The sequence below is a fragment of the Terrabacter sp. AAH1 genome, from assembly GCF_054456855.1.
Genome location: NZ_JBTJJV010000016.1, coordinates 90,767 through 107,663 on the forward strand (window position 1 = coordinate 90,767; position 16,897 = coordinate 107,663).

Annotated in this window: 20 protein-coding genes; 8 read left to right on the forward strand and 12 right to left on the reverse strand. The window is 71.9% G+C overall.

Translation table 11 applies throughout. The features are described 5' to 3' along the window. Positions 1 to 23: 23 nt before the first annotated feature. The gene (gene purM, locus ACXR8F_RS19200; RefSeq protein ID WP_458802942.1) at positions 24 to 1,154 is read right to left on the reverse strand and encodes a phosphoribosylformylglycinamidine cyclo-ligase; all 1,131 of its coding nucleotides are present in this window, start codon (positions 1,152 to 1,154) and stop codon (positions 24 to 26) included. 161 nt (positions 1,155 to 1,315) lie between these two features. Here purM and ACXR8F_RS19205 point away from each other — a divergent pair, with 161 nt between their 5' ends. Further along, entirely contained in the window at positions 1,316 to 2,140 is an 825-nt protein-coding gene (locus ACXR8F_RS19205; RefSeq protein ID WP_458802943.1) for a glycerophosphodiester phosphodiesterase, read from the forward strand. A gap of 24 nt (positions 2,141 to 2,164) precedes the next feature. Here the strand turns inward: ACXR8F_RS19205 and purF are convergent, their stop codons facing one another. The 6 genes from purF to ACXR8F_RS19235 form a co-directional block, all read right to left on the reverse strand. Then, the gene (gene purF, locus ACXR8F_RS19210) at positions 2,165 to 3,727 is read right to left on the reverse strand and encodes an amidophosphoribosyltransferase (RefSeq protein ID WP_045191053.1); all 1,563 of its coding nucleotides are present in this window, start codon (positions 3,725 to 3,727) and stop codon (positions 2,165 to 2,167) included. Between the two features lie 26 nt (positions 3,728 to 3,753). Then, positions 3,754 to 4,341 (reverse strand): RNA 2',3'-cyclic phosphodiesterase, encoded by a 588-nt coding sequence (gene thpR / locus ACXR8F_RS19215; protein WP_045191054.1) that lies wholly within the window; start codon positions 4,339 to 4,341, stop codon positions 3,754 to 3,756. Further along, positions 4,338 to 5,546 (reverse strand): CaiB/BaiF CoA transferase family protein, encoded by a 1,209-nt coding sequence (locus tag ACXR8F_RS19220; protein WP_458802946.1) that lies wholly within the window; start codon positions 5,544 to 5,546, stop codon positions 4,338 to 4,340. The genes thpR and ACXR8F_RS19220 overlap by 4 nt, the downstream gene beginning before the upstream one ends. Next, complete coding sequence (locus ACXR8F_RS19225; protein ID WP_458802948.1) at positions 5,543 to 5,791, reverse strand: hypothetical protein; 249 nt, start codon at positions 5,789 to 5,791, stop codon at positions 5,543 to 5,545. Before ACXR8F_RS19225 ends, ACXR8F_RS19220 begins: the two co-directional genes overlap by 4 nt. Beyond that, positions 5,788 to 6,168, reverse strand: a complete 381-nt coding sequence (locus ACXR8F_RS19230; protein ID WP_458802950.1) for a sterol carrier family protein — start codon at positions 6,166 to 6,168, stop codon at positions 5,788 to 5,790. Before ACXR8F_RS19230 ends, ACXR8F_RS19225 begins: the two co-directional genes overlap by 4 nt. Positions 6,169 to 6,252: 84 nt before the next feature. Next, positions 6,253 to 7,134: an LLM class flavin-dependent oxidoreductase gene (locus ACXR8F_RS19235; protein ID WP_458802952.1), complete on the reverse strand. Its 882-nt coding sequence runs from the start codon at positions 7,132 to 7,134 to the stop codon at positions 6,253 to 6,255. A gap of 51 nt (positions 7,135 to 7,185) precedes the next feature. Between ACXR8F_RS19235 and ACXR8F_RS19240 the strand changes: the two genes are divergently transcribed. From ACXR8F_RS19240 to ACXR8F_RS19250, 3 genes are read left to right on the forward strand one after another with little or no spacing between them, the layout of a single operon-like run. Further along, positions 7,186 to 7,611, forward strand: coding sequence for a VOC family protein (locus ACXR8F_RS19240; protein WP_458802954.1), 426 nt, complete (start codon positions 7,186 to 7,188; stop codon positions 7,609 to 7,611). A 4-nt stretch (positions 7,612 to 7,615) separates the two neighbouring features. Further along, a complete protein-coding gene (locus ACXR8F_RS19245) occupies positions 7,616 to 8,425 on the forward strand; it encodes a GNAT family N-acetyltransferase (RefSeq protein WP_458802956.1) in 810 nt (269 codons plus the stop codon). A 14-nt stretch (positions 8,426 to 8,439) separates the two neighbouring features. Then, positions 8,440 to 9,240, forward strand: a complete 801-nt coding sequence (locus ACXR8F_RS19250) for a spermidine synthase (protein WP_458802958.1) — start codon at positions 8,440 to 8,442, stop codon at positions 9,238 to 9,240. Positions 9,241 to 9,252: 12 nt separating this feature from the next. Here the strand turns inward: ACXR8F_RS19250 and ACXR8F_RS19255 are convergent, their stop codons facing one another. Further along, on the reverse strand, positions 9,253 to 9,678 hold the full coding sequence (locus tag ACXR8F_RS19255) for a MarR family winged helix-turn-helix transcriptional regulator (RefSeq protein WP_458802960.1): 426 nt from the start codon (positions 9,676 to 9,678) through the stop codon (positions 9,253 to 9,255). Positions 9,679 to 9,742: 64 nt separating this feature from the next. On the opposite strand from ACXR8F_RS19255, the gene ACXR8F_RS19260 reads away from it, so the two are divergent. Next, positions 9,743 to 10,942: a phosphotransferase gene (locus ACXR8F_RS19260; RefSeq protein WP_458802962.1), complete on the forward strand. Its 1,200-nt coding sequence runs from the start codon at positions 9,743 to 9,745 to the stop codon at positions 10,940 to 10,942. Between the two features lie 35 nt (positions 10,943 to 10,977). Next, the gene (locus ACXR8F_RS19265) at positions 10,978 to 11,994 is read left to right on the forward strand and encodes an LLM class flavin-dependent oxidoreductase (protein WP_458802964.1); all 1,017 of its coding nucleotides are present in this window, start codon (positions 10,978 to 10,980) and stop codon (positions 11,992 to 11,994) included. 82 nt (positions 11,995 to 12,076) lie between these two features. On the opposite strand, the gene purL is transcribed toward ACXR8F_RS19265, so the two are convergent. The 4 genes from purL to ACXR8F_RS19285 form a co-directional block, all read right to left on the reverse strand. Next, positions 12,077 to 14,395, reverse strand: coding sequence for a phosphoribosylformylglycinamidine synthase subunit PurL (purL, locus tag ACXR8F_RS19270; protein ID WP_458802966.1), 2,319 nt, complete (start codon positions 14,393 to 14,395; stop codon positions 12,077 to 12,079). Beyond that, positions 14,392 to 15,087: a phosphoribosylformylglycinamidine synthase subunit PurQ gene (gene purQ, locus ACXR8F_RS19275; RefSeq protein WP_458802968.1), complete on the reverse strand. Its 696-nt coding sequence runs from the start codon at positions 15,085 to 15,087 to the stop codon at positions 14,392 to 14,394. Before purQ ends, purL begins: the two co-directional genes overlap by 4 nt. Continuing rightward, entirely contained in the window at positions 15,084 to 15,383 is a 300-nt protein-coding gene (purS, locus tag ACXR8F_RS19280; protein ID WP_458802970.1) for a phosphoribosylformylglycinamidine synthase subunit PurS, read from the reverse strand. The genes purQ and purS overlap by 4 nt, the downstream gene beginning before the upstream one ends. A 103-nt stretch (positions 15,384 to 15,486) precedes the next feature. Further along, entirely contained in the window at positions 15,487 to 16,113 is a 627-nt protein-coding gene (locus ACXR8F_RS19285) for an LURP-one-related/scramblase family protein (protein ID WP_458802972.1), read from the reverse strand. A 34-nt stretch (positions 16,114 to 16,147) separates the two neighbouring features. Here ACXR8F_RS19285 and ACXR8F_RS19290 point away from each other — a divergent pair, with 34 nt between their 5' ends. Continuing rightward, positions 16,148 to 16,399: a hypothetical protein gene (locus tag ACXR8F_RS19290; RefSeq protein WP_458802974.1), complete on the forward strand. Its 252-nt coding sequence runs from the start codon at positions 16,148 to 16,150 to the stop codon at positions 16,397 to 16,399. Next, on the forward strand, positions 16,396 to 16,623 hold the full coding sequence (locus ACXR8F_RS19295) for a hypothetical protein (protein WP_458802976.1): 228 nt from the start codon (positions 16,396 to 16,398) through the stop codon (positions 16,621 to 16,623). Before ACXR8F_RS19290 ends, ACXR8F_RS19295 begins: the two co-directional genes overlap by 4 nt. Positions 16,624 to 16,897: the final 274 nt, after the last annotated feature.

Sequence of the window (16,897 nt, forward strand, 5' to 3'; positions counted from 1 at the left end):
GCCGGCAGGCCTCGCCCGCGACGTCAGGCCGTCGGGTGCTGCCCGACCACCTGCACAGCGCCGCCGTCGACGCCCTTCGCTCCGCGCACGACCTCCGCGTCCGAGGCGACGAGCCCGTCGGCCTGCGCACGCTCCTCGGTCGCCACCTCGCCGAGACGCCACGCCCGTATGCCGCGCGCCTCGCTCAGCTCGATCGCGCGGTCGGCGTGCGCCTCGGGCAGCACCGCGACGAAGCCGATGCCCTGGTTGAGGGTGCGCTCGATGTCGGCCTGCGGCACGCGACCGAGCCCCTGGACGGTGCGGAAGACGGCCGGCGGGGTCCACGTGGTGCGGTCGACCCGCGCGAACGTGCCGTGGGGCAGCACTCGGGCGAGGTTGGCCGCGAGCCCGCCGCCGGTGACGTGGCTCAGGGCGTGCACGTCGACGCCGGCGTCGCCGATGATCTCGAGCAGCGGCTTGGTGTAGATGCGGGTCGGCTCGAGCAGCTCCTCGCCGAGGGTGCGGCCGAAGTCGTCGACGTGGCGGTCGAGGGCCCAGCCGGCGCTCTCGACGACCCGGCGCACCAGGCTGTAGCCGTTGCTGTGCAGGCCGCTGCTCGCGAGGGCCACCACGACGTCACCGTCGGCGACGCGCTGCGGACCCAGCACGGCGGCATACTCGACGACGCCCGTGGCGGCGCCGGCGACGTCGTACTCGTCGGGCTCGAGCAGGCCGGGGTGCTCGGCGGTCTCGCCACCGACGAGGGCGACGCCGGCCTCCTCGCAGGCGCGGGCGATGCCGCCGACGATGGCGGCGATGCGCTCGGGCACGACTTTGCCGGTCGCGATGTAGTCGGTCATGAAGAGCGGCTCGGCACCGCAGACGACGATGTCGTCGACGACCATGCCGACGAGGTCGAAGCCGATCGTGTCGTGCACGTCGAGGGCCTGGGCGATGGCGACCTTGGTGCCGACGCCGTCGGTGCTCGTGGCGAGGATCGGGCGGGTCATCCGCGCGATGACGCTCGCGTCGAACATCCCGGCGAAGCCGCCCAGTCCTCCGACCACCTCGGGCCGGGTCGCGCGCCGCACCGACGCCTTCATCAGCTCGACCGCCTTGTCACCTGCCTCGACGTCGACTCCGGCCGAGGCATACGTGATGGGGGCGTCGCTCACGGCCCCACCCTACCGGCCCCTCGACCACCCCTTTCGCATCGTCCGGGCTATGGGGGACGGCGTATCCGTTCGGAAGCTTGCACGGGTGATCGGCGTGCGCCACAGCGGCCGTCCGCGGGGTCGATTGATTGCCGTCCAGGCCTTGCTGGAGGATCGATGACATGACCAAGCGCGCTCTCCTCCTCGCTGTGGCCGCAGTCGTGGCCGGGCTAGGCGTCCTTACCGGGCACCTTCTGAACGGAACCGAGCCCAACGGGGCCGCCCGCGTGGCACCCGTCACGGGGTATGCGCCATTCACGCGCACACCGGATCCGTGGCTCATCGCCCACCGGGGCGGCGCCGCGCTCTACCCCGAGGAGGGCAGGCGCGGCTACGACCACTCACTCGCCTCCGGCTTCGCCCTCGAGGCGGACGCCCGTCAACTCCAGGACGGGACCTGGGTGCTCCTGCACGATGACACCGTCGATCGGACGATGAGCGGGGTGTCCGGGCCGATCGACGAGCTGACTGTTGACCAATGGCGAGCCGCGTACCTGAAGCCGGGGCCGGCCGGAAGATACGCGTCCGACCGACCCTTGACCCTTGACGACTTCCTTGTTCGGTATGGCGGCAGAGCTCCCATAGTGCTTGAGCACAAAGGTGGCTCGGTGGACGATTTCATCAGGCAGATCCAAGGCCGTGGGCTGCAGACCAGCGTCATGGCGCAGTCCTTCAGCTGGACCGAGGTCAAGCAGTTCCAAGCCGCTGGTCTGATCCCGATGTACCTGATGGGCCGGACCATCCGGGTGTCCCCGGCCGACATCGCAGCCAGCGCCGTGCGTTACGTCGGGGTCTCCAAGGACATGAACGCGGCGAGTGTTGCAGCGCTCCGCTCCGAAGGTCTCGTCGTCATCTCGTACACCGTGGACACCAGGCGCGAGTTCGACATCGAGCGCAGGGAGGGCGTCCGTGGTGCGTTCTCCGACAATCCGTGGAGCTTGCGCTGAGCGCCGCTCGCGGCCCCCATGCATTCAGGGGTGCTGGAGGGCGCTCTCGCCGCCGACGCCGACCCCGAGGCTGACGCCCTCGACGTCGACCGAGCGGTCGTGCCCGGTGCGCACCGACAGCGGCAGCGTCTCGAGCACGTGCTTGCCGATGTGGCCGTCCTCGGGCAGCTCGATGGGGTACTTGCCCGTGAAGCAGGCGGTGCACAGCTCGGCCGGCGACTGGTTGGTCGCGCCGATCATGCCCTCCTCGGAGATGTAGCCGAGCGAGTCGGCACCGATCGAGGCGCGGATCTCCTCGACGCCGAGACCGGTCGCGATGAGCTCGGCACGCGTCGCGAAGTCGATGCCGTAGAAGCAGGGCCACTGCACGGGCGGCGAGCTGATGCGCACGTGCACCTCGAGCGCACCGGCCTCTCGCAGCATGCGGATCTGCGCGCGCTGCGTGTTGCCGCGCACGATGGAGTCGTCGACGACGACGAGGCGCTTGCCGCGGATCGTGTGCTCGAGCGGGTTGAGCTTGAGCCGGATGCCCAGCTGGCGCAGCGTCTGCGACGGCTGGATGAAGGTGCGCCCGACGTACGCGTTCTTGACGAAGCCCTGGCCGAAGGGGATGCCCGACTCCTGCGAGTACCCCACGGCCGCAGGCACGCCCGACTCGGGCACGCCGATGACGAGGTCGGCGTCGACGGCGTGCTCGCGCGCCAGGACGCGGCCCATCTCGACGCGCGCCTCGTGCACGACGCGGCCGCGGATGACGGCGTCGGGCCGTGCGAGGTAGACGTACTCGAAGACGCAGCCCTTCGGTTGGGGCTCGGCGAACTTGTGCGAGCGCAGGCCGTCCTCGTCGATGACGATGAGCTCGCCGGGCTCGACCTCACGGATCACGGCGGCGCCGATCGTCTGCAGCGCGGCGGTCTCGGAGGCGACGACCCAGCCGCGCTCGAGGCGGCCGAGCGCGAGGGGACGCACGCCCCACGGGTCGCGGGCGGCATACAGGGTCGTCTCGTCCATGAAGACGAACGAGAAGGCGCCGCGCAGCTTGGGCAGCAGCTCGAGCGCGGCCTGCTCGGGCGTCTTGTCCTCGTCGGCGGACAGGAGCGTCGTGACGAGGGCCGTGTCGGAGGTGTTGCCGCGCGCGAGCTCGCCGGTGACGCGGGCGCCGCCGAAGTGCTCGTCGACGAGGGCCTTGAGCTCGACCGTGTTGATGAGGTTGCCGTTGTGGGCCAGGGCCAGCGTGCTGTGGCCGGTGCCGCCGAGCGTCGGCTGGGCGTTCTCCCACGTGGAGCCACCGGTCGTCGAGTAGCGCGTGTGTCCGATGGCGATGTGGCCGCGCAGCGAGCTGAGCGCCGTCTCGTCGAAGACCTGCGACACGAGGCCCATGTCCTTGTAGACGAGGATCTTCTCGCCGTCGCCGGTGGCGATGCCCGCGGACTCCTGGCCGCGGTGCTGCAGCGCATAGAGCCCGAAGTACGTCAGCTTCGCGACGTCCTCTCCGGGAGCCCAGACGCCGAAGACCCCGCAGGCGTCCTGCGGGCCCTTCTCGCCGGGGATGAGGTCATGACCAAGTCGACCGTCGCCACGTGCCACTGCCCCAGTGTCCCACACGGGCGGGGTCAGCCCGGCCGCGGTCCGTCGCCGGGGCGGGCGCGCAGCGGCAGCGCGGCGAGCACCTCGTAGCGCGGCCGCCGCCCGCGCCCCTCGCCCAGGTGCGACTCGACGAGGGCGAGCTCGGTGGCCCGCCACGCCGGCCCCTCCCAGGCCTCGAGCGACCGGATCCACCGGGTCGCCTCGGTCGGGCGGTGGAAGCGCCCCAGCGTGAGGTGCGGGTGGAAGCGGGTGCCGTCGGGTGTCGCACCCGCCGACGACGCCGCATTGCGTATGCCGCGTGCGACCGCACCGAGGTCACCGCGCACCTGCTCGACACCCGCCCAGAGCACGCGGGCGGCATACGGGTTCGGGAAGGCGCCGGCGCCGGCGAGCTGCAGCACCAGGGGGTCGCGCCGACCGGCCGAGCGGGCCAGTGCGTCGGTGAGGTCGTCGAGGCGCGCCTCGGGCACTGCTCCCAGGAAGGCGAGCGTGACGTGCCACTGGTGGCGGTCGGTCCAGCGGACCTCGGGGCCGGCCTCGCGTCGCGGTGCGACGTGCTCCTCGAGGTCGTCGAGGACCTCGTCGGGTGGCACGACGGCGACGAAGAGCCTCATGGCTGCGTCGCGACCCCCGAGGCGATCAGCGCGTCGACGTCGTCGATCCCCCACGCGCACAGTGCCGCTCGCGTGTCGGCACCGGGCGCGGACGGCGGCGTCGCCAGTGTCGCGGGGGTGCGGGAGAAGCGCGGTGCCGGTGCCGGCTGCACGACGCCGTGGTGCTCGACGTAGGTGCCGCGTGCCGCCAGGTGCGGGTGCGCGGGCGCCTCGGCGTAGGAGAGCACGGGCTCGACACAGGCGTCGGTGCCCTCGAAGACCATCACCCACTGCGCCCGGGTGCGGGTGCGGAACGTGTCTGAGAGCAGGGTTCTCAGCGCCGACCACCGGCGTGGGTCGAGCCGGTCGGGCGCGGCCTCGGTGAGCCCGAGCAGGCGCAGGAACTCGGCGTAGAAGGCCGGCTCGAGCGGGCCGACCGCCATCCAGCCGCCGTCGCTCGTCTCGTAGACGTCGTAGAACGGGGCGCCGGAGTCGAGCAGGTTGGTGCCGCGCCGATCGGACCACAGCCCGGCCGAGACGAGGCTCACGACGAGCGCCGAGAGGTGCGCGGTGCCGTCGACGATGGCGGCGTCGACGACCTGGCCGCGACCGCTGGTGCGCGCCTCGAGGAGGGCTGCGAGAACCCCGACGACGAGGTAGAGGGCACCCCCGCCGAAGTCGCCGACGAGGTTGACCGGCACCTGCGGCGGACCACCGGCGCGCCCGATGGCGTGCAGGGCGCCGGTGATGGCGACGTAGCCGATGTCGTGACCGGCGGCGTGCGCGAGCGGGCCGTCCTGCCCCCAGCCGGTCATCCGACCGTAGACGAGGGCGGGGTTGCGGGCCAGGCAGTCGTCGGGGCCGAGGCCGAGGCGCTCTGCGACGCCGGGCCGGTAGCCCTCGACGAGCACGTCGGCCTTCTCGACGAGGGCGAGAGCGGTCGCGAGTCCGTCCGGGTGCTTGAGGTCGAGCAGCACCGACGGGCGTCCGCGCCGCAGCACGTCGGCCTCCGGGGCCAGCGGGACGGGCAGCGACGCCTCGCCTGGGCGGTCGACGCGGATGACGTCCGCCCCGAGGTCGGCGAGCAGCATGGCCGCGAAGGGCGAGGGCCCGATGCCGGCCAGCTCGACGACCCGGACCCCGGCGAGCGGTCCGGCACGCAGTCCGGCGTCGGGTCCGGCGTCGGGTCCGGCGCTCGGGCCGCGGTCACCCGCCGGGTCGGTCACGACCGGTCGCGACCCGACCGGTCGAGCACGATGCCGAGCACGCCTGCGAGGGCCGTGCCCAGGAGAGCGCCGAGGGCGCCGATGTAGAGGGCGCCGGTCGTCTCGGAGTAGCCCTGCACCCGGTCACCCATCAGCGAGATGGCGGCACCGATGACGAAGCCGAGCACCGCGCCCGTGATGAGGAAGCGCTTGAAGTTCGGGATGCGGGGGCGCTCGGGGCGGGAGTCGCGGGGCGTCTGGCTCACGCGCCCAGCCTAAGCGAGGCGATCGGCAGCAGCCCCTCGAGGTGCGCCCGTCGGCCGCTCGCCCGGACGAGCGCGGCGCCGACGGCCTCGTCCCAGGCCAGGTCGCCGACCGCCAGGCGCAGCCATGTGGCGGCATCGGTCTCGATGACGTTGGGCGGTGTGCCACGCGTGTGGACCGGACCCTCGATGCACTGGACCGCCCCGTGTGGCGGGACCCGCACCTCGACGGTGCGCCCGGGTGCGAGGGTAGCGAGCTCCTCGAGTGTGTAGCGCACGGCGGTCGCCGTCGTGCGCCGGTCGGCCGCCCAGCCTGCAGCGCGGCACGCCTCCAGCGCGGCGTGGCCGTCGGCGATCGGCGTGCGTCGGCGGGGCGGCATACGGCAAGGCTAGCGACGGGCGCCGTCGGCGGTGGAGGTGGCCGCCGACGGCGCCCGTCGTCGGCGGTGGAGGTGGCCGCCGCCTCAGCGCAGCCGGGGCAGCACGTCGGCCACGACCTCGTCGAGGACCTCACGCGTGCCGCGGTAGGGGTCGCTCGGGCGGGGCCAGTGGGTGATCACGTCGGTGAAGCCGAGCCCGGCCGCGCGTCCCACGGCGTCCTCGAAGGAGGCGGCGCTCGAGAGCGTGAACGTCGGGGCCGAGTCGAGGTTGAGGTAGCGGTCGAGGTCGACCGGGTCGCGACCGGCGTCCGCGAGCGCCTCGTCGACGCGGCCGCAGAGCGAGCCGACGAGGGCCCACCACTCGTCGTCGGTGTCGACGTTGCCGCCGTACGTCATCCAGCCGTCGCCGCGCTCGACGGCCAGACGGATCGCCTTGGGGCCGTTGGCCGCCACGATGAGCGGCACCCGGTTGCCGGTGTCGCCGCCGCGCACCGGTCCCGGCAGCGTGCGCACGTCGCGGGCGCCGTAGAACCGGCCGTCGGCGTCGACGTGGTCCTCGCTGAGCAGCCGGTCGAGGAGGGACGTGAACTCGTGGAACCGGGCCGTGCGGTCGCGCAGCGGCAGGTCCTCGCCCATGATGCGCGAGTCGACGTCGCCGCCCGCCCCCACGCCGAGCAGGAAGCGCCCCCGGGAGATGTCGTCGAGCGCCAGCACCTCGCGCATGAACTGCACGGGGTGGTGGTTGTTGGGCGACGACACGAAGGTCCCGAGGCCGATGCGGTCGGTCACCGCAGCCGCGGCCGCGAGGGTGGGCACGGCGCCGAACCAGGGCGAGTCGGGCAGTCCACCCCACGTGACGTGGTCGAACGTCCAGGCGTGGTCGAAGCCCATCCGCTCGGCCTCGCGCCACATCGGCTCGGCGACGGACCAGGAGTGCTCGGGCAGGATCGTGAGTCCGAAACGCATGCCCCTGACGGTAGTAGTTTCGTGAGGACCAGCCCTCGCGAAGGAGTCCTCATGTCCAACCTCGTCGTCCACTTCGAGATCCACGGCTCGGACCCCGAGCGCCTCGCCGACTTCTACTCCTCACTCCTCGGCTGGTCCTTCCAGCAGTTCGGCGACATGCCCTACTGGTCGATCACCACGGGTGAGGAGGCGATGAACCAGGGCGGCTCTGGCCACGGCATCAACGGCGGCCTCACTCAGCGGCAGGGCCCCAGGCCCGAGGCCGGCGGGCCGGTCAACGGCGCCAACATCGTCGTCGCGGTCGACGACGTCGACGGCCTGTTCGCCAAGGGGATCGAGCTCGGTGGGTCGGAGGCGCTGGCACCCTCGGACATGCAGGGCGTCGGACGCCTCGCCTACCTGCACGACCCCGACGGCAACGTCTTCGGCCTCATCTCCCCCGTCATGTCCGACGGCACCACGGCCATGGGCTCCTGACCCCGTGGTGCGACAGGCCGACCGCGTCTGGGACGCCGCCGAGGTCCTCGCGGCGTCCAACGAGTGGAGCTGGGTGCCCGACGGGGCCCCGCACGTGCGCACCGACGAGTATCTCGTCGTCGCCTATCCCGACTACTTCATCACGCCCACCTCGGCTCGCGTCTTCGGCTCGGACCGCGATCCGGCGGAGCTCGCCGACGAGATCTGCGCGGCCGCTCGCGGCTGGGGTCGGGACCGCCTCTGGTGGCGGCTGTCCGAGTTCACGCGGCCGACCGGTCTGGAGCCCCTGCTCCTGGCTCGTGGCGCTGCGGTCGTCGACCGCATGGACGTGCTGGCGCTCCCGCTGGACGGCGACCTGCCCGACCTCGCGGTCCCGGACGACGTCGAGGTGCGACGCGTCACCGACGAGCGGACGGTGCGCGACGCGATCAGCGTGGGCAACGACGCCTTCGGCGGCGACGAGCCGACCGACGACCAGGTCGCGGCCTCGCTCCTCGAGGTGCAGAAGGGTCTCGACGACGGCTCGTCCGGGCGCTGGGTCGCGTACGTGGACGGCCGGCCCGCGGGCTCGGGGGGCTACACGCTCGCCGACGACGTATGCCGTCTCTGGGGCGGTGGCACGCACCGCTCGCTCCGTGGTCGCGGGGCCTACCGCGCCGTCCTCGAGGCCCGGCTGCGTGCCGCGCGCGAGGCCGGCGCCACGCTGGGTCTGACGCACGGGGTCGTCGACACGTCGTCGCCGATCCTGCGACGCATCGGGTTCACCCGCTACGGCGAGGAGCGCACCCTGGTGCTCGACCTGCCGTCGTCGTGATCGCGGGAACCCCTGTGGCAGAGAGGTTCTCGATCGAGTGGGACGACCGCGGAGGCGTCACCGTGCACATGGACGGCTCGCCGCAGTCGCACGTCCAGCTGGACGACCCGACCTTGCTCGTCTTCGAGTACGTGCAGCACCTCGCGCTCGCCATCGACGCCCTGCCGCCCGGGCCGCTCGGCGTGACCCACGTGGGCGGCGCCGGCCTCACCCTCCCGCGGTGGGTCGAGGCCACGCGGCCCGGGTCGCCGCAGATCGTGCTCGAGCCCGACACCGAGCTCACGGAGCTCGTCCGCAGGGAGATCCCGCTCCCCCGACGCCACCGCATCCGGGTGCGGCCCGTCGACGGGCTCACCGGCGTCCGGGCGCTGAAGCCCGGCTCGGCCGACGTCGTCGTGACGGATGCCTATGCCGGGGGGAGGGTGCCCGCGGATCTCGCGGGGACGGCATACGCCCTCGAGGTGGCGCGGGTGGTGCGGACGGGTGGGGTGGCGCTCTGGAACCTCGCCGACGAGCCCGGGCTGCGCTGGGTGGCGCGCTTCGTGGCCACCGTGGCGACCGCTCTCCCGCACGTGGCGCTCATCGCCACGCACGAGGTGCTCAAGGGTCGCCGCTTCGGCAACTCGGTGCTCGTCGCGAGCGCGTCGCCCCTGCCGGTGGACACGCTGCGCCGCGACGTGGCCCGCGCGAACCTGCCCACGGGACTGAGGGAGGGGGCAGCCCTGACCCGCCTCGTCGCGGGCGCGCGACCCTTCGCGGAGACCGGCGACCCGAGCCCCACGCCGCCCGAGGCGGGCCGCTGGCGCGTTCGCTGAAGGCCTCGGCTGTCAGCTGCGTGCGAGCTCGGCCAGGGTCGAGCGGAAGTCGGCGTAGCGCTCCTGCCCGACGCGATCGGCCCAGTCGGCCTCGATGGCCGCGATGCGGGCGGCCGCCCTGCGGGTGAGCCGCGTGCCCTTGGCCGTGCGCCGCACGATGCGTGAGCGGCGGTCGGCCGGGTCGGGGACGGTGCGCAGGTGGCCCGACTCGGTGAGCTGGGAGACGAACTGGCCGCAGCCCTGTTTCGTCATGCGCAGCCGCGAGGCGAGCTCGGTGATGGTGACGCCGTCGGGCGGCACGAGCTCGAGAAGCCGGAAGTGCGACATGCGCAGGCCCTGCCAGTCCTCGCTCGCGAAGACGGCGCGCACCTGTTCGAAGAGGCTGCCCATGAGCCGCGGGAGGTGCTCCTCATCCGCGACGTCGTTGACCAAGGTCATAAAGTGACTTTACCATCGACAGTGGGAAAGCCACTTTCCCACCTTGCGGACGGCGGAGGCGCAGATGAGCGACCGAACGATCCTCGGCTCGGCCGACGTGCCGGACCAGCAGCTCCTGGCGTATGCCGCCGCGACCCTCTCGCTCGACGTGGCCCGCTGTCGTCTCGTAGGGTCAGGGGCGGAGGTCGTCGACTACGCCCTCGACGCCATCACCACGGGTGGGCGATGGTGGGTGACGGCCGACCTCGAGACCCCCGACGGGGCTGCGTCCGTGCGGTTCTTCGTCAAGCTCGTGCAGTCGTTCAGCAGGTCGCCGCACTTCGCGTTCGTGCCGCCCGAGATGCGCGAGCTGGCCGAGCGTGGCGTGCCTTGGCGCACCGAGCCGCTCGTCTACGCCTCCGACCTCGGCGAGCGCCTTCCCGACGGTCTGACGATGGCCGGCGCCGTCGACGTGCGCCCGGTCGACGAGCTGTCGACGGTGATCTGGCTGCGCGAGGTCGACGTGGTCGAGTCCGACTGGCCCGTCGACCAGCTCGCCCGTGCCGCGCGGCTGCTCGGCAGGCTGGCGGCCAGCCCCGGGGTGCGTCCGCTCGCCTCCATCGGCGAGGCCGACGGGCGGCGCGGCGTCCGGTCGTACGCCGAGGGCCGGCTCCCCGGGCAGGTCGTGCCACTGCTGCTCGCGGACGAGCTGTGGCAGCACCCTGTCCTCACCGCCACCTTCGCCCCCGCCCTGCGCAGTCGGCTGCTGGCCCACCTCGACCGGATCGGCGAGCACGTCGAGTGGCTGGAGACCGTGCCCGAGGGCACTGCGCACGGTGACGCGTGCACGAACAACCTGCTCGTGACGGCGGCCAGCGACGACCTCGTCCTCATCGACTTCGGCTTCTGGAGCACCCAGCCGATCGGCTTCGACCTCGGCCAGCTGCTGCTCGGTGACGTGCAGATCGGCCGGCGGCCCGCGGCGACCCTGGAGGCTGTCGAGCAGGCCTGCCTGCCGGCCTACGTCGACGGTCTGCGTGCCGAGGGGTGCGACCTGCCGCCCGACGTCGTCCGCCGCGCGCACGCCCTGCAGATGCTCATCTTCTCGGGCTTCTCCTCGTTCATGCTCGAGGGCCTGATGGGCCTCCCGGGAGACCCGTCGTCACCACCGCCGCCCGACCTGCTCGAGCAGGCGGCCGAGCGCGCCCTCATCACCGAGTTCGTGCTCGACCTCGTCGACGCCACCGAGGCCGTGGCCGCCCGGCCCGCCCACCTGCACGCCTGAGGAAGGGTTCGGGGCCGTGCGGCGTTGCACGGCCTGTGAAGAACATCGGGTTTCTCTCCTTCGGGCACTGGACGCCGTCGCCTCATTCGCAGACCCGCTCCGCGTCGGACGCGCTGCTCCAGTCCATCGACCTCGCGGTGGCCGCCGAGGAGCTCGGCGCCGACGGTGCCTACTTCCGGGTGCACCACTTCGCGCGGCAGCTGGCCTCCCCCTTCCCGCTCCTCGCTGCGGTGGGAGCGCGCACCAGCCGCATCGAGATCGGCACCGGGGTGATCGACATGCGCTACGAGAACCCCCTCTACATGGCCGAGGACGCCGGCGCCGCCGACCTCATCTCGGGCGGCAGGCTGCAGCTCGGCATCAGTCGCGGGTCACCCGAGCAGGTCATCGACGGCTTCCGCTACTTCGGCTACCAGCCCGAGGGCGACGACCACGCGTCGATGGCTCGCGACCACACGCGTACCTTCCTGGAGGTCATCGGTGGCGAGGGCTTCGCGCAGCCCAACCCGCGGCCGATGTTCCCCAACCCACCGGGCCTGCTGCCGATCGAGCCGCAGTCACCGGGCCTGCGCGACCGCATCTGGTGGGGCGCCGGCTCGCGCGCGACGGCCGAGTGGACCGCGGAGCAGGGCATGAACCTGATGAGCTCGACGCTGCTCACCGAGGACACCGGGGTTCCGTTCCACGAGCTGCAGGCCCAGCAGATCCAGATGTTCCGTGACGCCTGGAAGGCCGCCGGCCACGAGCGCGAGCCACGCGTCTCGGTGAGTCGCAGCATCTTCCCGATCGTCAGTGACCTCGACCGCCAGTACTTCTTCCGCGAGACGGCGAGCCAGGACCAGGTCGGACACCTCGACGGCGGGCTGGCGCGGTTCGGCAAGACGTATGCCGGCGAGCCCGACCAGCTGGTGCGTGACCTCGCCGAGGACTCCGCGATCGCAGCGGCGGACACGTTGCTGCTCACCGTGCCGAACCAGCTCGGCGTCGACTACAACGCGCACGTCATCGAGAGCCTCCTGACGCACGTCGCGCCCGGCCTCGGCTGGCGCTGAAGCCCCGCGCGGCCCGGAAACGCCGGACGGCGAGCACCCAGCAGGGTGCTCGCCGTCCGGCGTTCGAGCGGTGGGTCGAAGATCAGGCTCCGAAGACCGCCGGGAGCGTGAACTCGTGCGCCGACTTCAGCTCGGCGATCGACGCCGTGAACACGCCGGTGACCTCGAGGTCGCGGCCGCCCGTGACGCCGATGCGCGCGTGCGGCACGTCGCCGAGCAGCGCCTCGAGCTCGGCGGCGTGGCCGGCCGGGACCGCGACCAGCGCACGGGCGGTCGACTCGGAGAAGAGCGCGGTGAAGGCGTCGAGCGCGTTGCCCTCGTCGTCGACGCCGACGCGGTCGAGCCCGTCGATGGTGACGCCGACGCCGTGGCGCATGCACGCCTCGGCGAGCGCGATGGCGAGCCCGCCCTCGGAGAGGTCGTGGGCCGCCTCGACGATGCCCGCGCGGGCGGCCTCCACGAGCACGCGACCGAGCGCCTGCTCGGCGCCGAGGTCGACCTGGGGCGGGTGCCCACCGAGGTGCTTGTGGATCACGTGCGCCCACTCGGAGCCGTCGAGCTCGTCGCGCGTCGTGCCGAGCAGGTAGACGTGGGCGTCGTCGCTGCGGAAGCCGGAGCCCGAGCGCTTCGAGACGTCGTCCATGACCCCGAGCACGCCGATGACGGGCGTCGGGTGGATCGCGACGTCGCCGGTCTGGTTGTAGAACGACACGTTGCCGCCGGTGACCGGGATGCCGAGGAACTTGCAGCCTTCGGCGATGCCGCGGATGGCCTCGCGGAACTGCCACATCACACCCGGGTCCTCGGGCGAGCCGAAGTTGAGGCAGTCGGTGACCGCCAGCGGGGCCGCACCGGCGGTGGCGACGTTGCGGTAGGCCTCGGCGAGCGCGAGCTGCGCACCGGCATACGGGTCGAGCTTGGCGAAGCGGCCGTTGCAGTCGGTGGAGACGGCGACGCCGCGCCCCGTCTGCTCGTCGACGCGCACGACGCCGGAGTCGTCGGGCTGCGCGAGCGCCGTGTTGCCGAGGACGTAGCGGTCGTACTGGTCGGTGATCCACGACTTGTCGCAGAGGTTCGGCGAGCCGAGCAGCGTCAGCAGCTGGGCCCGGATCTCCTCACCCGTCTCGGGCTTGGCGAGCTCTCCGGTGCCTGACGCGTTGAGCCCGTCGAGGTATGCCGGCCGGGCCAGCGGGCGGTCGTAGGTGGGGCCCTCGTGGGCGACCGAGCGCGGCGGCACGTCGACGATGACCTCGCCGTGCCAGGTGATGACGAGGTGGTCGCCGTCGGTGACCTCGCCGATGACCGTGGCCTCGACGTCCCACCGGTCGGTGATGGCCATGAACTCGTCGAGGTGCTTCGGCTCGACGACCGCCATCATGCGCTCCTGCGACTCCGACATGAGGATCTCCTGCGGCTGCAGGCTCGCGTCGCGCAGGGGCACGAGGTCGAGCTCGACCTGCATGCCGCCGTCGCCGTTGGAGGCGAGCTCGCTCGTGGCGCAGGAGAGCCCGGCCCCACCGAGGTCCTGGATGCCGTCGACGACGCCCGCCGCGTACAGGTCGAGGCAGCACTCGATGAGCACCTTCTCGGCGAACGGGTCGCCGACCTGAACGGCGGGGCGCTTCGTCGGGCCGCCCTCGTCGAACGTCTCGGACGCGAGCACCGAGACACCGCCGATGCCGTCGCCGCCGGTCTTGGCGCCGAAGAGGATCACCTTGTTGCCGACACCGGAGGCCTTGGCGAGGTGGATGTCCTCGACGCGCATCGCGCCGACGCAGAGGGCGTTGACGAGCGGGTTGCCCTGGTAGCAGTCGTCGAAGACGACCTCGCCGCCGATGTTGGGCAGACCGATGCAGTTGCCGTAGCCGCCCACACCGGCGACGACGCCCGGGAGCACGCGCTGCGTGTCGGGGTGGTGCAGGTTGCCGAAGCGGAGCGGGTCCATGACCGCGATCGGGCGGGCACCCATCGACATGATGTCGCGGATGATGCCGCCGACGCCGGTCGCGGCACCCTGGTAGGGCTCGACGTAGCTCGGGTGGTTGTGCGACTCGACCTTGAAGGTCACCGCCCAGCCGTCGCCGATGTCGACGACGCCGGCGTTCTCGCCGATGCCGACGAGGAGCTTCTCGCGCATCTCGTCGGTGGTGTTCTCGCCCCACAGCTTGAAGTGGATCTTGCTCGACTTGTAGGAGCAGTGCTCGCTCCACATGACGGAGTACATCGCGAGCTCGGCGATGGTCGGGCGGCGCCCGATGATCTCGCGGATGCGTGCGTACTCGTCGGCCTTGAGGCCGAGCTCGGCCCACGGCTGCTCGACGTCGGGGGTGCCGGCCGCGTGCTCCACGGTGTCGAGGACCGGCGCCGCCGGCGCCTGCTGGACGGTCTGGGTGTCGCTCATGCGTTGGCCGCGCTCTCGAGGGTCTGCGTGATGATCGAGGTGAAGAAGGCGCGCCCGTCGAGGCTCGGGCCGTAACCCTCCTCGACGGCGTGCTCGGGATGCGGCATGAGGCCGACGACGTTGCCGCGCTCGTTCGTGATGCCCGCGATGTCGCGGTAGGAGCCGTTGGGGTTGCGGCCCTGGGCGTCGGGCACGTAGCGGAACACGACGCGTCCGTCGCCCTCGAGCTCGTCGAGGGTCCTCTCGTCGGCGACGAAGCCACCCTCACCGTTCTTGAGGACGATCGTGATCTCCTGCCCGGCCTCGAAGTCGGAGGTCCAGGCGGTGGAGGCGTTCTCGACGACGAGGCGCTGGTCGACGCAGTTGAACTTGCGGTGGTCGTTGCGGATCAACGCGCCCGGCAGCAGGTGGCTCTCGGTGAGCACCTGGAAGCCGTTGCAGATGCCGAGCACCGGCAGACCGCCCTTGGCGGCGGGCACGAGGGCGTCCATGACGGGCGCGAACCGGGCGATCGCGCCACAGCGCAGGTAGTCGCCGTAGGAGAAGCCACCGGGGAGGATGACCGCGTCGACGCCCTTGAGGTCGGCGTCACCGTGCCAGAGCGCGACGGCCTCGCCGCCACACTCCCGGACGGCCCGCGCCGCGTCTCGGTCGTCGAGGGAACCGGGGAACGTGACGACGCCGATCCTCACTGCTCGCCGTCCTCCGCGTCGCCGCCTTCGCTGGTCTCGACGCCCGGCTCGTCGAGCACGCGTACGGAGACGACGTCCTCGATGACGGGGTTGGACAGGAGGGTCTCGGCGGCCTCGCGGGCCGCAGTGAGGTGCTCGTCCGTGACGTCACCGTCGACGGTGAGCACGAAGCGCTTGCCCTGACGGACGTCGGTGAACCCGTCGAACCCGAGCCGCGGCAGAGCGCCGCCGACGGCCTGTCCCTGGGGGTCGAGGATCTCGGGCTTGAGCATGACGTCGACGACGATGCTTCCCATCAGTGGTGCTTCTCCCTGCGCTGGATGGGCGATGGTGGCGTCCCTCGGGTCCCTCGGGACGGGCCCGAGTCTATCGGGCGCCACGCTCGCGCCCGACCACGTCTCAGCGCGACTGGAGGGCGTCCAGCGCGACCGCCATGGACATGCCGACCCGCCAGTCCATCGGACGCCCGTCGCCGAGCGCCGGCAGCGTCACGTGGTAGACGTCCTTGACCGACGCCTTCTTCGTCGAGCTGAGCGCGAGCGAGCCGTCCGGCGCGACGAAGTCGAAGTGGAAGAGGAACGGGACCGGGATCTCGCCGATCACCGGCACGAGCTCCCAGACGCGCCGGGCGACGGCCACCTTCGCGTTGCGCTCCCGGCCGACGAACTCGCGCCCGTCGGGCAGGCCGAGCGTCCACGTCGAGTTCACGAGGGAGGCCTTGAACTGCTTCTTGAACCAGCCGATCGGCTGGCCCTGACTGTCGGTGACGTCGTAGCCGGAGCCGAGGTCGATGCGCTTGCGGGCCTTGAAGCCGAAGAGCGGGTGCGTCTTGGCGGAGTCGGTGAAGAAGGTGACCTGCTCCTTGGCAGCCATCCGCTTCTGCTCGGCGAAGCAGAGCAGTCCGAGCTCGTTGCCGTTGTCGTCGGCGCGGAAGATCTCGTAGCGGTTGACCATCAGCGTCAGCTTCTGGCGGAGGACATAGCGCTCGGCCTCGAGGGGCGCGCGGTCGGCGACGGGCTCGGTCATGCCGCCAGCGTATGCCGGGTGGCAGGGTCGACTGTTGACCCACCCCGTGCGCCCCGCCGGGCCGGAGGACCTCACTGCCCTTCCTGCCGTCGAGGCAGCCGCCGACGAGGTCTTCGCCGAGGTGGGCATCAGTCCTCTCCCGCCGGGTGCGGCCGACGTCGAGGAGCTCGGGAGGGCGGCATACGTCGTCGTGGCAGGTGAGCCGGTGGTGGGGTTGGCCCGGGTCGAGGTGGTGGATGACGAGGCGCACCTCGAGCAGCTGGCGTCGCGGCGGTCGCTCCGGTGATCGCCGACCTCGAGGGGCGCCATCGCGTCTGGCGTGGGCGGCTCGAACTCGAGAGGGTCGGCCTGACGACGGTGCAGACCTTCGTCGGTGTCGACCCGGCCGCGAACCACGCGATCATGCGGGTGAGCCCGGGTGAGCCGCTGCACCTGCTGCCGGCCACGGAGCACCGCGTGCTGACGTGGGCGACGATTAGGGCGTCCGCGCCCTCGGGGAGCAACCAGTAGCCGACGCGGCCGCGCACCCACTCAAGCGCGTCGGCAGCGGCGTCGGCGAAGGTTTGGAGCGTGAGGCAATGACGCAAATCTGTTGTGCGCCAAGTTGATTCCCTGTGGACAACCTCTTGAGCATGTCGGCAAAATCACCTAGAGTAGAACACATGTTCTGCATATCTGCTTAGGTGAAGTCCGGTATGCCGGTTTCTGGCTTGAGCAGTTCTTTGAGCGGGTGCGGGTCGGTGTCGACGGCTTGCTCGAGCAGGCGATAGAAGAGCAGGCCGCG

Bases quoted from the DNA above. Each gene is read 5' to 3' on its own strand.
- ACXR8F_RS19205 (WP_458802943.1), top strand. From the start codon at position 1,316: ATGACCAAGCGCGCTCTCCTCCTCGCTGTGGCCGCAGTCGTGGCCGGG.
- thpR (WP_045191054.1), bottom strand. From the start codon at position 4,341: ATGAGGCTCTTCGTCGCCGTCGTGCCACCCGACGAGGTCCTCGACGAC.
- ACXR8F_RS19230 (WP_458802950.1), bottom strand. From the start codon at position 6,168: ATGCCGCCCCGCCGACGCACGCCGATCGCCGACGGCCACGCCGCGCTG.
- ACXR8F_RS19235 (WP_458802952.1), bottom strand. From the start codon at position 7,134: ATGCGTTTCGGACTCACGATCCTGCCCGAGCACTCCTGGTCCGTCGCC.
- ACXR8F_RS19240 (WP_458802954.1), top strand. From the start codon at position 7,186: ATGTCCAACCTCGTCGTCCACTTCGAGATCCACGGCTCGGACCCCGAG.
- ACXR8F_RS19255 (WP_458802960.1), bottom strand. From the start codon at position 9,678: ATGACCTTGGTCAACGACGTCGCGGATGAGGAGCACCTCCCGCGGCTC.
- ACXR8F_RS19260 (WP_458802962.1), top strand. From the start codon at position 9,743: ATGAGCGACCGAACGATCCTCGGCTCGGCCGACGTGCCGGACCAGCAG.
- purL (WP_458802966.1), bottom strand. From the start codon at position 14,395: ATGAGCGACACCCAGACCGTCCAGCAGGCGCCGGCGGCGCCGGTCCTC.
- purS (WP_458802970.1), bottom strand. From the start codon at position 15,383: ATGGGAAGCATCGTCGTCGACGTCATGCTCAAGCCCGAGATCCTCGAC.
- ACXR8F_RS19285 (WP_458802972.1), bottom strand. From the start codon at position 16,113: ATGACCGAGCCCGTCGCCGACCGCGCGCCCCTCGAGGCCGAGCGCTAT.